At 61.3% G+C, this 14,875-nt stretch carries 12 protein-coding genes and 2 pseudogenes; 7 read left to right on the top strand and 7 right to left on the bottom strand.

Annotation, left to right across the window (positions count from 1 at the left end):
• Positions 1-17 precede the first annotated feature (17 nt).
• The 5 genes from aliA (at position 18) to PSUB009319_RS06160 (ending at position 4,674) form a co-directional block, all read left to right on the top strand.
• Complete coding sequence (gene aliA / locus PSUB009319_RS06180) at positions 18-1,661, top strand: cyclohexanecarboxylate-CoA ligase (RefSeq protein ID WP_124381350.1); 1,644 nt, start codon at positions 18-20, stop codon at positions 1,659-1,661.
• A 22-nt stretch (positions 1,662-1,683) separates the two neighbouring features.
• Positions 1,684-2,466, top strand: a complete 783-nt coding sequence (locus PSUB009319_RS06175) for an enoyl-CoA hydratase (protein ID WP_124381349.1) — start codon at positions 1,684-1,686, stop codon at positions 2,464-2,466.
• 57 nt (positions 2,467-2,523) lie between these two features.
• Complete coding sequence (locus tag PSUB009319_RS06170) at positions 2,524-3,720, top strand: ABC transporter substrate-binding protein (protein WP_124381348.1); 1,197 nt, start codon at positions 2,524-2,526, stop codon at positions 3,718-3,720.
• 70 nt (positions 3,721-3,790) lie between these two features.
• Complete coding sequence (locus PSUB009319_RS06165; protein ID WP_124381347.1) at positions 3,791-4,258, top strand: MaoC family dehydratase N-terminal domain-containing protein; 468 nt, start codon at positions 3,791-3,793, stop codon at positions 4,256-4,258.
• Positions 4,255-4,674: a MaoC/PaaZ C-terminal domain-containing protein gene (locus PSUB009319_RS06160; RefSeq protein ID WP_124381346.1), complete on the top strand. Its 420-nt coding sequence runs from the start codon at positions 4,255-4,257 to the stop codon at positions 4,672-4,674. The genes PSUB009319_RS06165 and PSUB009319_RS06160 overlap by 4 nt, the downstream gene beginning before the upstream one ends.
• Before the next feature lie 200 nt (positions 4,675-4,874).
• On the opposite strand, the gene PSUB009319_RS06155 is transcribed toward PSUB009319_RS06160, so the two are convergent.
• From PSUB009319_RS06155 to PSUB009319_RS06145, 3 genes are all read right to left on the bottom strand, one after another.
• A complete protein-coding gene (locus tag PSUB009319_RS06155) occupies positions 4,875-6,869 on the bottom strand; it encodes an acetoacetate--CoA ligase (protein WP_124381401.1) in 1,995 nt (664 codons plus the stop codon).
• A gap of 190 nt (positions 6,870-7,059) precedes the next feature.
• Entirely contained in the window at positions 7,060-8,460 is a 1,401-nt protein-coding gene (locus tag PSUB009319_RS06150; RefSeq protein ID WP_124381345.1) for a GntP family permease, read from the bottom strand.
• Between the two features lie 269 nt (positions 8,461-8,729).
• The gene (locus PSUB009319_RS06145) at positions 8,730-9,893 is read right to left on the bottom strand and encodes a porin (RefSeq protein WP_124381400.1); all 1,164 of its coding nucleotides are present in this window, start codon (positions 9,891-9,893) and stop codon (positions 8,730-8,732) included.
• Positions 9,894-10,608: 715 nt separating this feature from the next.
• Here PSUB009319_RS06145 and PSUB009319_RS06140 point away from each other — a divergent pair.
• Positions 10,609-10,965: a hypothetical protein gene (locus tag PSUB009319_RS06140; RefSeq protein WP_124381344.1), complete on the top strand. Its 357-nt coding sequence runs from the start codon at positions 10,609-10,611 to the stop codon at positions 10,963-10,965.
• Positions 10,966-11,448: 483 nt separating this feature from the next.
• On the opposite strand, the gene PSUB009319_RS06130 is transcribed toward PSUB009319_RS06140, so the two are convergent.
• Both PSUB009319_RS06130 and PSUB009319_RS06125 read right to left on the bottom strand, forming a co-directional pair.
• Positions 11,449-11,889: an MFS transporter gene (locus PSUB009319_RS06130; protein ID WP_124381343.1), complete on the bottom strand. Its 441-nt coding sequence runs from the start codon at positions 11,887-11,889 to the stop codon at positions 11,449-11,451.
• Between the two features lie 132 nt (positions 11,890-12,021).
• Positions 12,022-13,104: pseudogene (locus tag PSUB009319_RS06125) on the bottom strand (3-hydroxybenzoate 6-monooxygenase); the annotation flags it as partial.
• Positions 13,105-13,108: 4 nt separating this feature from the next.
• Between PSUB009319_RS06125 and PSUB009319_RS06120 the strand changes: the two are divergent.
• Positions 13,109-13,780: pseudogene (locus PSUB009319_RS06120) on the top strand (LysR substrate-binding domain-containing protein); the annotation flags it as partial.
• Between the two features lie 454 nt (positions 13,781-14,234).
• Here the strand turns inward: PSUB009319_RS06120 and PSUB009319_RS23180 are convergent.
• Both PSUB009319_RS23180 and PSUB009319_RS06105 read right to left on the bottom strand, forming a co-directional pair.
• Positions 14,235-14,468: a hypothetical protein gene (locus tag PSUB009319_RS23180; RefSeq protein ID WP_124381340.1), complete on the bottom strand. Its 234-nt coding sequence runs from the start codon at positions 14,466-14,468 to the stop codon at positions 14,235-14,237.
• Positions 14,469-14,567: 99 nt separating this feature from the next.
• Positions 14,568-14,822 carry a translation initiation factor 1 gene (locus tag PSUB009319_RS06105; protein ID WP_124381339.1) on the bottom strand — a complete coding sequence of 85 codons (255 nt, stop codon included), beginning with the start codon at positions 14,820-14,822 and terminating at the stop codon, positions 14,568-14,570.
• Positions 14,823-14,875: the final 53 nt, after the last annotated feature.

The raw sequence follows: 14,875 nt of genomic DNA, 5'->3' as shown, positions 1-14,875 counted from the left end.
GACAAAGGAGACTCGCCATGCAATTCGACGCCATCCTGCTGCCACCACGCCGGGCTGAGAGTCGCGCTAACGGGGTTTGGTACGAGCGCACCATCAACGACGATCTGGATGCCTGTGTCGCCACCTGCCCGGACAAGCGCGCGTTGACCGCGGTGCGGGTGGAAACCGGGGAGGTGCGACGCTTCACTTACCGGGAGCTGGCGGCGCTGGCGGACCGCGTCGCAGTCGGTCTGGCCAGGCTGGGCGTGGGCCGTCAGGACGTGGTGGCCGTGCAACTGCCGAACTGGTGGCAGTTCACGTTGCTCTACCTGGCATGCTCGCGCATCGGCGCGGTGCTCAACCCGTTGATGCACATCTTCCGCGAGCGGGAACTGTCGTTCATGCTCGGGCACAGCGAGGCGAAAGTGCTGGTGGTGCCGAAGACGTTCCGGGGCTTCGACCACGAATCCATGGCCCGCGCGCTGCAAGCCGATCTGCCTGCTCTGCAGCGCATTGTCGTCGTGGACAGCGACGGCCCGGATGGCTTCGACACGTTGCTTACGGCGCCCCGGTGGGAAGCGGCACCTGACGCTGCGGCCATCCTGACGCACCATCGGCCGGGCCCGGACGACATCACCCAACTCATCTACACCTCGGGCACCACGGGCGAACCCAAGGGCGTCATGCATTCGGCCAATACGTTGATGGCCAACATCGTTCCGTACGCCGCGCGTCTGCAGTTGAATCAGGACGACACCATCCTGATGGCTTCGCCCATGGCGCACCAGACCGGATTCATGTACGGCCTGATGATGCCGGTCATGCTCAAAGCGGGCGTGGTCCTGCAGGACATCTGGGAGCCGAACAAGGCGGCGGAAGTTATTCGCGCCGAGCGTGTCACCTTCACGATGGCCTCGACGCCGTTCCTCACGGATCTCACCAAGGCGGTGAAAGACAGCAACGATGCGGTGCCCAGCCTGCGGACGTTCCTCTGTGCGGGCGCGCCCATTCCCGGCCCGCTGGTCGAGCAGGCGCGGCAGATTCTCGGCACGAAGATCGTCTCGGCCTGGGGCATGACCGAGACGGGGGCCGTCACCCTGATCCGCCTGGACGACGAAGACGAGCGCGCCTTTACCACCGACGGCTGCCCGCTGCCGGGGGTTGAGCTCAGGGTGGTCGAGTTTGACGGCAAGCCCGTACCGCTGGGGCAGGTTGGCCGGCTGCTGGTGCGCTCGTGCTCCAACTTTGGCGGTTACCTGAAGCGGCCCCACCTGAACGCGACAGACGCTGAAGGTTGGTTCGACACCGGTGACCTGGCGTGTATGGATGCGCAGGGCTATATCCGCATCAGCGGCCGCAGCAAGGACGTGATCATCCGGGGGGGCGAAAACGTTCCGGTGGTCGAGATCGAGGCGTTGCTCTACAGGCACCCCGCCGTGTCACAGGTGGCCATCGTTGCGTACGCCGACGCGCGCCTGGGCGAGCGCGCCTGCGCCGTGGTGGTGCCCAAGCCAGGGCATGCGCTCGACTTTTCCGGGATGGTCGCCTTCCTCAAGGCGCAGAAGGTTGCGCTGCAGTACATCCCTGAGCGCCTCATCGTACGAGACGCGATGCCCGCGACGCCCGCAGGCAAGATCCAGAAGTTCAAGCTGCGCGACATGTTGCGCGACGGCACGCTCTAAGGTCGACACCACCAGAAAGTACATGGAAACGGAAGCGCAAATCGTTCTTGTCGAACGCGTGGGCCGTGTCGGCATAATCACGCTGAACCGGCCCAAGCAACTCAATGCACTCAATGACGCCGTGATGGATGCGCTGGGCAAGGCGTTGCTGGCGTTCGATGCCGACGATGGCATTGGCGCGATCGTCCTGGGTGGCGGTGCGAAGGCGTTCGCCGCCGGCGCCGACATCGCGGCGATGGCGGACTGGACCTACATGGACGTCTACCGCAGCGACTTCATCACACGCAACTGGGAAACGATCCGCCGGGTGCGAAAGCCGGTGATCGCCGCCGTGGCAGGCGTCGCGATGGGCGGCGGCTGCGAGCTTGCGCTGGCGTGCGACATCGTCATCGCCGCAGAAAGCGCGCGCTTTGCGCTGCCGGAGATACGGCTGGCAATGCTGCCCGGCGCTGGCGGCACGCAGCGGCTGCCGCGCGCGGTCGGCAAGGCCAAGGCGATGGACATGTGCCTGTCCGCGCGCCAGCTCGATGCTGTTGAGGCCGACCGCTACGGGCTGGTGTCTCGCGTGGTGCCGGATGCGCGGCTGATGGAGGAGGCACTGGCGCTGGCCAGCAGCATCGCGGGCTACTCGCTGCCCGCGCTGATGGCGATCAAGGAGTCGGTCAACCGCGCGTACGAATCGTCATTGAGCGACGGTATCGCGTTCGAGCGGCGCCAACTGCATGCCCGTTTTGCCAGCGACGACGCGCATGAGGGCATGAAGGCCTTCCTTGAAAAGCGCAAACCGGTGTTCGGGCACCGTTGAGTGCCCTGTTTCAGGGCCGTGGTCGTTGCGATTTTTCCCAGTACGGATGGAGACCAAATGAAGCTCAAGATGAGGGCTTTCGCCACCCTGATCGGCGTGGCCGGACTTGTTAGCCCCGCTGCGTATGCTGAGGAAAAGCTGCGTATCGGTTTCCTGACGGACATGTCAGGCGCGTACGCCGATCTCGATGGAAAAAACGGTGCTACGGCAATTCAAATGGCCATTGACGACGTTGGCGGCAAAGTCAACGGCCTGCCGATTGAACTGATCAGCGCGGACCACCAGAACAAGGCAGACATCGCCGCCTCCAAGGCGCGCGAATGGATGGACGTCCAGCACATCAGCATGCTGATCGGTGGCACAAATTCCGCCGCCTCCCTGGCCATGTCCAAGATCGCACGGGAAAAGAAACGGGTCTTTATCGCCAACGGTGCGGGCTCTTCAGCGCTGACGAATGAACAGTGTTCGCCGTACACCATCCACTATGCCTGGGACACGGTGGCACTGGCGCGTGGCACCGCGGCAGCATTGGTGAAGCAGGGGTACAAGAACTGGGTTTTCCTGACCGCTGACTATGCCTTTGGCGAAGCGCTGCGGCGTGATGCGACCGATGTGGTCACCAAGTCCGGCGGACAGGTGGTCGGCACGATTAAACACCCATTGAATGCACCCGATTTTTCTTCCTTCCTGCTCCAGGCCCAAAGCTCCAGGGCACAGATCCTCGGCATCGCCAACGGCGGAACCGACATGATCAATTCGTTAAAGGCTGCCAAGGAGTTCGGGATCGATAAAAAGATGAAGGTGGCCAGCTTGATGCTGTTTATTACCGACGTGCACAGCATGGGGCTCAATAGTGCGGAGGGCTTGCTGTTCACCACCAGCTGGGATTGGAACATCAACGACGAGACCCGCGCGTTCGGCCGCCGGTTCTTTGCGAAGACCAAACGCATGCCTACCGAGATCCAGGCCGCCGACTACTCAGCGACGATGAACTATCTGAAAGCGGTTCAGGCCACCCGGTCGAGCGACGCAGACGAGATCATGGGCTACTTTGGCAAGAACAAGCTCAAGGACTTTTACGCTGAGGGTTATGTTCGCCCCGATGGCCGCTATGTCCACCAGATGTACCTGATGCAGGTGAAATCGCCGGCCGAGTCGAGAGCCCCTTGGGACTACGTGAAGGTGGTCTCTGCCATGCCGGGTGAAGAGGTATTCACCACCAAAGCCGAGACCCGTTGTGCTTTGTGGAAGTAATGCGTGGCGTTGACAAGGCGGTTTGGCCCCACGTGTGGACGGCGGCTGGACGGCGCAGTGAGGGACAGCGATGCTTGACACCCAGCGCACTGGAACTGATTTGACGCCGTTCAGCGTGGAGGTCGAGCGAGGCCGTCTTCGAGCGTTCGCGCAAGCCACCGGCCAGGACGATCCCGTGTATTCCGACGAAAATGCGGCGCGCGCGGCCGGGCACCCGTCCCTGCCCGTGCCGCCGACCTTCCTGTTTTGTCTGGAAATGGACGCCCCTGACCCGCTGGAGATCTACGAGCGGCTCGGCATCAACTACACACACGTTTTGCATGCGGAACAGCATTTCTCATACCACCGCGTGGTGCACGCTGGCGAGACGCTGCACTTCAAACCTTGCATCGTCGACGTTTATGAGAAGAGGGCGGGTGCCCTGCGTTTTATCGTTAGGGAGACCCGGGTCGAGGACAGCAACGGTTTGCCGGTTGCGGACCTTCGCGCGGTGATGGTGGTTCGAACTCCCCCGGCAGGGGCGGAGGCCATGTCATGAAGACTCCGCGCTTTGATGCCGTCCACGTCGGAGATCTCTTGCCGGGGTTGGTCGCAGGTCCGATCACGCGCCACACGTTGGGCGTGTATGCCGGAGCCTCGGGGGACTACAACCCCTTGCATATCGACGCCGACGTTGCCCGCCAGGCTGGCATGACTGACGTGATCGCGCACGGGATGCTATCCGCCGCCTATTTGGCGCGCGTGATCAACCGTTGGGTCGATCAAGCGGCCTTGCGCCATCTGGGTGTCCGCTTCGTCGCCATCACCCACCTTGGGGATACGGTGTGCTGCCAGGCCAAGGTCACGGGCAAGTTTGTTCAGGACGAAGAAAATCGCGTCGAGCTGGAATTGACGGCACGCAATCAGGCTGGGCAAATCAAGCTCACCGGCTCGGCCGTGGTGGCACTGCCCTGAGCACCTCGCATCCGGGCGCCATCAGCATGAAGCGTCGCCATGCTGGCCGGGCGTGCGCCAGACACGATGGAAACCCGGCAAGGCCGCGCAACGCTGCTGGAATCCTCTTGATGGCGCTTCTCAAGACAGCGATGCGCGGGTATCGGGTTGCCGTTCGCTACGGCTGAGTCGTGGCCGGCGCGGCCAGTCTCTGTGCTCGACTAGAGCGGGTCGTGGTTAAGCGTCTTGGCGTACTCAATAAAGAAGTCCAAACTGCGCGGATTCTGCATGGTGTCCGGGTTGGCGACCTTTGCGGGCGCTGCGCCCAGCAGCAGCTTGCGCACGGGGACTTCCATCTTCTTCCCGCTGAGGGTGCGTGGAATCTCTGCGACCTGGACCACCGCATCCGGCACGTGCCGGCCCGAGGCCGTGGTGCGAATTTTCTGCCGGATGCACTCGCTCAGGGCGTCGTCAAGGACGCCCCCGGGCTGCAATACGACGAAGAGGGGCATGAAGGAAGGCCGTCCAAGGTACTCCAGATCGATCACCAAGCTGTCGCGCACCTCAGGCAGTGCTTCGATGACGCGGTAGATTTCTGCCGTCCCAATGCGGATGCCGAAGCGATTGATCGTGCTGTCGGAGCGGCCGTAAATGATCGAGCTGCCATGGGGCGTGAAACGTATCCAATCACCTTGGCGCCACACGCCTGGATACATGTCGAAATAACTATCGCGGTAACGGCTTCCGTCAGGATCATTCCAGAAGTACAGCGGCATGGACGGCATTGGCTTGGTGATTACCAGTTCGCCCACTTCATCGACGACGGCTTGTCCGGCCTCATTGAATGCATAGGCCGCGACGCCCAGCTCGGGGCATTGGATTTCACCCGCGCGCACGGGCAGCGTCGGGGCACAGGCTACGAAACAGGAAGCGATGTCGGTGCCTCCGCTGACCGATGCGAGCCAGATGTCGGGTTTCACGTCCCGATAGACCCACTCGAATGCATCGATCGGCAGCGGCGACCCCGTCGACAGGATCGTTCGTAATGTCTTGAGCGACGCATAGTCGCGTGGCCGCACGCCGTTCTTTTTGTGCTCCAGGAGTACTGCCGCACCGGTGCCGAATACCGCCACCTGCTGCGCATCCAAGAAATGCCACAGCGCATTGCCATCAGGCCAGGAAGGGTGCCCGTCATACAGCACAATCGATGCACCCGTCACCAATGCGCCTACCAGCAGGTTCCAGACTGCCCAGCCGGTGCTGCCCAAGAAGAGCAAGCGGTCACCCGGCCGGAGATCGTTCTGCAGCGCCATTTCCTTGAGATGGGTCAGCAAAATGCCGCCGTGACCGTGCACCATGGCCTTGGGCAACCCTGTGGTTCCGGACGAGTACAGAATCCAGAGCGGGTGGCTGAAAGGAAGGCGTTCATAGCGAGGCGCGGCATCTTTCGCGACAGCGGCGTCCCAGTCGGTGTGATCGCGCCAGCCGACTTCCCGCTCGCGGGCAAGCGGGCCTGGCACCTGCACGACATGCCTGACACTGGGCAGTTCGGTCAACAAGGCGTTGACCATATCGAGTCTGTCGTAGTGCTTGCCGTTGTAGCCGTAACTGTCTACAGCGAAGAGGACCTTGGGCTCAATCTGGCGCAGGCGGTCCAGGACCACCGATGCGCCCATGTCAGGCGCGCAACTCGACCAGATGGCGCCGATGCTCGCGCATGCCAGGAACGCGATCAGCGTCTCGGGGCGGTTGGGCATGTAGCTGGCGACGCGATCACCAGGCTGGACCCCCCAGCTGCGCAGCGTGGCAGCCAGAGCGGAGGTCGACCGCTCCAGATCTGCCCATGAAATGTGCTTGAGCGGCCCGTCCTCTCTGCGGGCAATGACCGCCGGATGCTCCGATGTGGCGTTGCGGAATACATGCTCGGCAAAGTTCAGCCGCGCATTCGGAAACCATTGCGCCCCTGGCATGGCTTGACGGCCCAGTGCAGGTTCTCGCGCACCGTCTGCCTGTATGTCGAAGAAGTCCCAGATCGATTGCCAGAAACCTTCCAGGTCATCTACCGACCAGCGCCAAAGCTCGGCGTAGTCTCGAGTCACAATGCGCTTTTCTTGCGCCAGCCAGCGCTGGTAATGGGCCAGTCGGCTGCGCTGAAGTTGCTCGGTGCCAGGCGTCCACAGGACGCGCGCTGGCTGGGAGGTCGTGTCGTTTTGCATGGCAGGCTGAACGGTAGGTGTGAATTCAATCGTCGACGTCTTGGACATGGTGGCTGGATCAAGGCGATGGGGCAGCCCGGGTTAGCTTGACAGGATGTGTGCCTCTGCCTGAGCGTCATTCAAGTTGCATCGTTCATTCAAACCTCTGATGCGCAAGCGGGACGAATTTTTTGAAAACCACCGGCATTCGTCAGACCAGCCCCGTCACGTAATAGACGGCGATCGCGAATACCACCGCGAGCGTTTTGATCAGGGTCACAGCGAAGATGTCGCGGTATGACTGACGGTGCGTGAGGCCAGTCACCGCCAGCAACGTGATCACGGCGCCGTTGTGGGGCAGCGTGTCCATCCCGCCGCTGGCCATAGCGACCACACGATGAAGCACTTCCATCGGTATCTGCGCAGCCTGCACGTTCTTGACCAGGAGGTCGGACGTGGCAGCAAGCGCGATACTCATGCCGCCCGACGCGGAACCCGTAATGCCCGCCAGCGTGCTGACCGACACCGCAGCATTCACGAGCGGATCAGGAATGGCCTTGAGTGCATCGCCGATCATCACGAAACCGGGAAGCGCCGCAATGACCGCGCCAAAGCCATATTCCGATGCCGTATTCATCGCCGCGAGCAATGCGCCCGCCGCCGCTGCTCTTGTTCCCGCCGCGAACGCACAAACTACGCGTCGGAAAGCGGTCAGGATCACCAGGGCAATCCCAAGCATCAGAGCGGCCTCGACTGCCCAGATGCCAGTCACGGTCTTGATGGGCGTGGTGACAGGCGCATGCACCCCGGGGAGAACTTCCGGCGGCACGGTGTATGACGTGCCATACCAGTCCGGAATCCACTTGGTGAGCAGAAAGTTCGCAACGCCCACCAGAACGAGCGGCATGATCGCCAGCCAAGGATTGGGCAGCGCCTGGGCGGCAACATGTTCTGGCTCGTTCAGAAGTGCGTTGCCATAGCCTTCGCCTTTGGCCATGACACTGCGCCGGCGCCATTCAAGGTAGGCGAGACCAACGACAACCATGAAGATGGCACTGACCGTTCCAAGTGCGGGAGCCGCCCAGCCGGTGGTCTTGAAGAATGTGGTCGGAATGATGTTCTGGATCTGTGGCGTGCCAGGTAGCGAATCCATCGTGAATGAAAACGATCCGAGCGCGATCGTTCCGGGCATCAGCCATTTCGGAATGTTGCTCTGGCGATAGAGTTCAGCTGCAAACGGATAGACCGCGAAGACGACAACGAAGACCGAAACCCCGCCGTATGTCAGGAGGGCGCACACCGCAACGATCACCACATTCGCACGCGAGCGACCGATATACCGAATCGCAGCGGCCACGATGGCGCCGGCAAAGCCAGACAGCTCGATCACTTTGCCGAACACGGCGCCGAGCAGGAAGACCGGAAAATACAGTTTCACGAAGCCCACCATCTTTTCCATGAAGATGCTGGAGAACACAGGGGCAACGGCTGCGGGTTCGGTCAGCGACACCGCCGCCAGCGCAGCGATGGGCGCACACAGGATGACGCTGTAGCCCCGATAGGCCGCGAACATCAGAAAACCCAATGCAGCAAGCACAACAAACAACGTCATACGCAGGCTCCAATTCTCAACGCGGTGATCAACGCTGGTGCTGGGGTGCGCTGCCTGTCAGGCATTCCGCACGTACCGCATCACCATGTGCGCCGCGCTGTGACTAATCACTGGCAAGCTCGATTCCGCTTCGGTGCATTCGAAATGCAAAAGCGCCAAAAAAATGGGTGGAGGCGAAATGGAGACCGCTGGAAAGGCGCCGCCACCGTTTGAAGTATTGCTTGCCACCTGTCCAGCAAATGCATGCGCTGGACAGGTCGTCAACTTCGCTAGAACTTGTGGCGCAGGCCGACAGCAACGCCCAACATTGAGCTCCCGGCGTTTGGCAGGACATAGCTGGTGCCCAAGGGAAGGCTGGTGAGATAGCCGGTCGCCAAGGATTCAAGCGTCAGGCCGGCGTTCTTTGCGTATGCCGTGGTCAGATAGACATCCGTGCGCTTGGAGAAGGCATACGTCGAAATGAACGCGATCTGCCAGGGATTGGGCGCATTCGTATTCCCATACAGGTTCTTCACCTTGTCGTATGCATACTCAAGCGTGAGGCCCACAGCAGGCGTTGCTTGATAGTTGGCGCCGATCCAGTAGTAATCGTCACGCACCATCACGGTGTCGGTTGCATCTTTGCTCTGTCCCCAGCGATAGCCGCCCATGAGCTTCGCCTGGCCAACGGTATAGCTTGCCGCGACCGACGCTTTCTTGACAGCGCCGTTCGAAGCGCCAATCGTCGGGTTCCACTGGTCGTACCCGACAGCCGCGGCAAACGGCCCCACCGTGTACGCTGCGGCGGCGCCGTATGCGCTATCGCGCCGGAACTGTCCGGGAACCTCGCCGTTGCCACCAAACGCTGGCACACCGGCAGCCACTTGCGGCTGGGTCAGGCCAACCCCGAAAGACCAGTGAGCCCATGCCGACAACGGACCAAACTGCCCGGTGTATTTGATGGTGTTGTCTTCCCGGTAGCTGGCACCATGCTGCAGCACCACCGGCTCGTAAAGCGTCGAATAGGTAGCGGGAACGAAGTTGGCCAGGGCATCGAACATCGAGGTGTATTGCCGGCCAAAAGTCACCTGTCCCAGGCTGGCGCTCTGCAACCCGACAAACGCCTGGCGGCCAAACAGCCGGCCGCCTTGCTGGCTCTGGCCTGTCGTCGCCGCAAAGCCGCTCTCGAGTACGAAGATTGTCTTCAATCCGGCGCCAAGGTCGTCCGTGCCACGAATACCCCAGCGCGAGCCCGACAAACTGCCCGAACCCATGCGGAAGATGCGGTTGCTGGGCCCTGGATTGAAGCCGTTGCCTGCCGAAGGTATTGCGCCAACGTGATTCGTGTACTCAACGCTGACGTCAGCCACGCCATATAGCGTCACGCTGCCTTGTGCATACGCGCTCCCCGCGCATGCGAGCGCCGACGCAGCCGCAATGCTTTTGATCTTCATAAGCGTCTCCTCTTTCTTCTTTTGTTCATGTTGACGAGGATTCCCCCTCGTCTGGTTTGGTAAAAAATCCGTAGGTGGACGATTGGCTCCTGCCATGCGGCATGTCGGGATAACTTGTGATGCAACGCAGCGCTCCAAGAACGCATGCGCGCCCACCAGCGTTGAGGGAAAGTCATCGTGCTCCAGGCCTGAAGCGGCGGTGCAGCGGGCCGCCTCGGCTGTCAGAGTCGAGGATCGACTAGGACTCGTGGATCGTGATGGCAATCTCCCCGATCTAATTTCCTGCTTCCAGTGGATCGAGCTTGGCGGGCACGTCGCTTAACGCATAACGTGTTTCGATCGGGCAGTGCCGTGCTGGGTGCCGTCGCGGTGCTCTCCAACTAGGGGGCATCGACCCTTATGGATGCCGTGCGTGCAATCCATAAAGGTAAATATATAGACATAGATTACAGATGCTGGTTGACGTCGGCAAGGCGACGCACATCAGGTAAACCCCTTGATTTCGTACTTTTTCGCCAAATAAAAACTTTCCTGCATCACATTTCACTGTTTGTCGCTTTCCCCTATAGAGGAAACATGTTGCGTAAAAACATTGAATCAAGATGCGGGGTCTGATCACGGATCAGTGGCCTGTCCTGAGACTGCTATGGCAAGTGGAGGCGGCAGAGGAGGCTGGTCAGGAAGTCGCAGAAACGGATGCCTATCTGCAGGCTGAATGAGCCTGGGAAAGTGCTATGAAGCGCTTCAGTCGTCAGTTGCAGTTGCTCAGATCCGGGAGGCGATGATCTGCTATGCGGTGATGCTGCCGCTGATGCTGGCGAGCGTGGTGGCGTATGTGATCGCGCGCTCGATCGACCAGACTTCGATGTACGAAATCACCGCCAAGCGCCACCGCGAGGCTACGGCCCGGCTGCGTTTGCGCGCCACGCAGATGCGCGATCTCATCAAGCCTGCCGACACGGTGCTGCTGCTCACCGCGGGGTTTGCTGAGATCTCGATGATGTTCCTGGAATACCCGGTGAAGTACCTGTACGTGGTGGATGCGCACCACCGGTACCCACGCAGGTATTAACTGGCTCGTTGTCAACGCGCACCACGACATCCGGCCAACCAATTACTTGGTCCGCGGGCGCGAAGCCAGCTTGGACTGCAAGCAGGGAGAACTAGCAACCAATGCGCAACTGGTTGAACGGCTCGTTCGCCTGGTGCATCAGATGGCTCCAAGCCCACAACGCCGGCCGAGGCGCGCGAGATCATAGGGCTACGGCCGCTTTGGCAAGGAAGCAATGCACCCCGCCTCTTGGTAGAGATCCAGAGCGAAAGAGCCATGGAATGAAACTCTCTTGATGCAGGGTGGCATGGATTGCATTGCGGGATTCGCAATGCGTCGATCTGTTTGAGGCCGACCCTCACGTACTCGTTGCTATGAAGCATCAACGGGTTTTCATGAGGATGATGGCCAAGGGCGCAAGCCGCACAGACAGATACTGTTTACGCCGACAAAAAACAGATCATGGACATTTGTTTTGGGAAAGCGGTCGCGCCAACGCGTACATCAGGTTGCTGCCATCCGCCGCATCGCCATCGTTCGTCGTACGATTCCCAGCAAGAGCATCGTCGCACCGGCAACTAGTGCTGGAATACCAATCACCGCGAACAAAGTCGGCATGTCAAGGTTCATCGACAGCATTGCCAAGCCGAAGAACAGGACTGATGCCATCAGCACGCTCTTTCGCCCGAAGCGATCTGCGAGCGGACCGAAAATGAAGGCACCAGCCATCAGCCCCGCCAGGCCGGCGCCGAACAATGGTGCGAGCTGCGCCGCTGCGAGGTGCCATTCCGCGCGGATCGCGGGAGCAATGAAGCCGATGGCCGCAGTATCGAAGCCGTCGATAGCCACGACCAGAAAGCAGAGTATGACGATCGTCGCCTGGAAGGGCGAGAGCGGATGCTCGTCGATGAATTTTGTGATGTTGAGCGGTGGGCTGGCAGGCATGGTGGTCTCCTCCGGAGTGCCAGGATTGAGGCGAGTGTCAACACGCGGCAGGCAGCTACGTCGGCTACCGGCTTACACGGTCTGATGAAATCGGGGGATGCCGCGACCGGGTACGGGTCGCGGCATAGGCGGTCAGAGCCAGGGGGTTGGGCTCAGGCACTGCTCGGCGCGCCAGCCGTGCAACCATTGCAGCGCGTCGTAGAACTGAGTCTGGGAGCGGCCAGCCCATAGCGTATTGCGCACCATGCGGTCGACCCCTTTGGCGTGATAGATACGGCCCATGTCGCGCGCGGCGTACAGCACGCGCGCAGTGCGCGGAATGCGGGCCTGCTCGTACAACTTGAAGGCGGCTTCGAAGTCGCCGTCAGCGGCGTCGACAGCGGCGCCCAGCGTGACGGCATCTTCCAGCGCCTGACAGGCGCCTTGGGCCACGTATTGCGTCATCGGGTGGGCGGCATCACCCAGCAGCGTGGCACGGCCCTGGCTCCAATGCTCGACCGGGTCGCGGTCGGCGGTGGCCCAGCGCTTCCACGACGTTGGTCGGTCTAACATTTGATGTGGCAGCGGATGGATGCCGTCGAAGTACGACAGCACCTCTTCTTTGCTGCCGTCGCGCACGCCCCAGGTTTCCGTCTCGCGGCTGTGAAAGGTCACCACAAGGTTGTACTGCTGCCCGCCGCGTAGTGGGTAGTGCACCAGATGGCAGTGCGGGCCGGCCCACACCACCGGCGCGTTGACCTGCAGGTCCAAAGGCATGTTGGCGACGTCGACAACGGCGCGGTAGACCACATGCCCAGTCACGCGCGGCTCGTCGCCCACCAGAGCTTGGCGGATGGCCGATTTGACACCGTCGCACCCGATCACGGCGTCCGCGCGGTGATGTTCGCCGTGCTGGTCGATGACCGTCACACCATTGCCGTCCTGCACAAGCCGCTCCACGCGTGTTGCGGTGCGGAACTGGATCAGAGGGTGCTCCCGCACCGCCTCAAAGATGGACAGATGGATGTCGGCACGATGAATGACCGCATACGGGTTGCCGAAGCGCTGGCGATAGGGTTCGCCTACATCGACGCGGGCGATGGTATGCGCGTCGACAGCGTCGCGCAGTTCCAGGTAGTCGGTAAAGACCGCGCGGCTGCGTGCCGCTTGGCCGACGCCCAATGCATCGAGTGCGGCGAATGCGTTGGCGGCAAGCTGGATGCCGGCACCGATCTCACAAGGCGGGAGTGGTCTGGTGGTGGGCACATCGGGCGCGTCTGCCGCCGACACCGTGCCGCTGGCTGTCCTGCAACTGATGCAGCGGTTGCCAAAGGCGCAGGTCCGGCTGATCGAGACCACCATGGACCGGCTGATGGCGCAACTCGCCCGGAGCGAGCTCGACATCGTGGTCGGCCGGTCTGCACCGGAGTTGCAGGACGCCCAGGTGCGGACCGAATCGCTGTACATGGAGCCGATCCATTTTGTTGCGCGTCCTCGCCACCCATTGGCAGTCGGCGGCGACGTGACCTGGGAAGCGCTGCAACGCTACCGTTGGGTAATCTGGCCGCGTGGCACACCGATCCGGAACGCGCTGGAGGCGGCACTCGCCAGCGCCGAGCGGGCTCTGCCGGGCGACTGCATCGAGAGCAACTCGACCATCCTCAATCTCACCTTGCTCAACAACAGCGACATGATCGGGCTTGCATCACACCGCACGGCGCGCCGGCTGGAAGAACTGGGTGCCCTGCGCATCGTGCCGCTACGCTTGGCCGGCTTCGGCTCGGTATCGATGTACTGGCGCGAGGATGGAGTGAAGCGCGCTGCGGTGTTCGCTATGCTGGAATGCCTGCGGCGTGCTGCGGACCGGGTCGTGCCCGAGGGGATGGACTCTACTGCTGGATTCAAGCTGTAACCGGCATCTATCGGATGTTCTCGGTCCCGGAGCCAACTTAGAGCTCTCTATTCGATTGGCCCCCGCGCCGATGTGCAAACGCGTTATGTCTTTGCGGACAACCATCAGCCGTCGTGGGTCTTGGAGGTCTGGGTCATGGTCTGATCCGAAGCGTTACGCCTTTGGTGCTCCGGCCAGATGACCAAGACAGCCATCGCACGCATGTTTGGCGGGCACATGAGTAGTATCAAACGTGCAATTAAGCGCCACCAAGAGCGCCAGCAACCGAGCTTGCTGGATGCGGCTTAGTCGTGTCCGAAGGCGATGCCAACGGCAGCGGGGCGAATAGCCTTAACAGACTAAGTCGTGCGCGCTGAACGAACTGGGAGCGTCGATTCACGATGTTGCACTCCTGGAGTGAGTTTCCTGAGGCGTTGCCAAGCGTTTCTCAAAGCCTCGGGTAATACGCCAGAGGCTAACGAACCCATGAAGGCGGCTCCTGGCCAAGCGACCATCCCGGGTTGGGCACGTTTTTCCCTTCACGGTAGGTCCAGCTCGCGCCGCACGTGCGGCATGCGAACGTGCTCACCGTGACGGCTGCAGTCTTGGAAGCTTTGATGCGCTGTGTGTCAGTGATCCTTAGGAAGGCATGGCCTGACGCACCAAGTCTGTGGATTTCAATCGCAAGGCAAGCGCGGCAGAGTGTCATGCCAACTCCTCTCAAATAACGTGGACCTGATATGGCGCGGGCGCTGGGTAACGCACCGTGGCATTGGACTATGAAGCGTTCCTCCGCATCATCGTCGGACTAGACACCAAAGACGGGAGCGCCGTACTTCAACAGCAATTGCTCGATCTGGCTCATGTCATCGGTGCGCGGTGTTCGATCTTCTGTTACGCGCGACGGCCCGCCGTAGACCGCAGCCACATGCCTGCGCACGGTCAGCACATCATTGGCCGGTGGCGTGACGATGACCGCATCACCGGGTACGTGCCGATAGCTGCCATCTTTCCAGCCCTCGGGCGTCAGATGCAGTTCTTCCCATTCTTCGCTGACAGACATGGTGATTTCCTTCCCTTTGACTTTGGGGTTGCGCCTGCCATTGCTACAAGCGA

This window comes from Ralstonia sp. SET104 (genome assembly GCF_003851545.1).
Lineage (GTDB): Bacteria > Pseudomonadota > Gammaproteobacteria > Burkholderiales > Burkholderiaceae > Ralstonia.
Note: the sequence above shows the minus strand (reverse complement) of the source record. Positions and strands in the feature narration are given on the sequence as shown.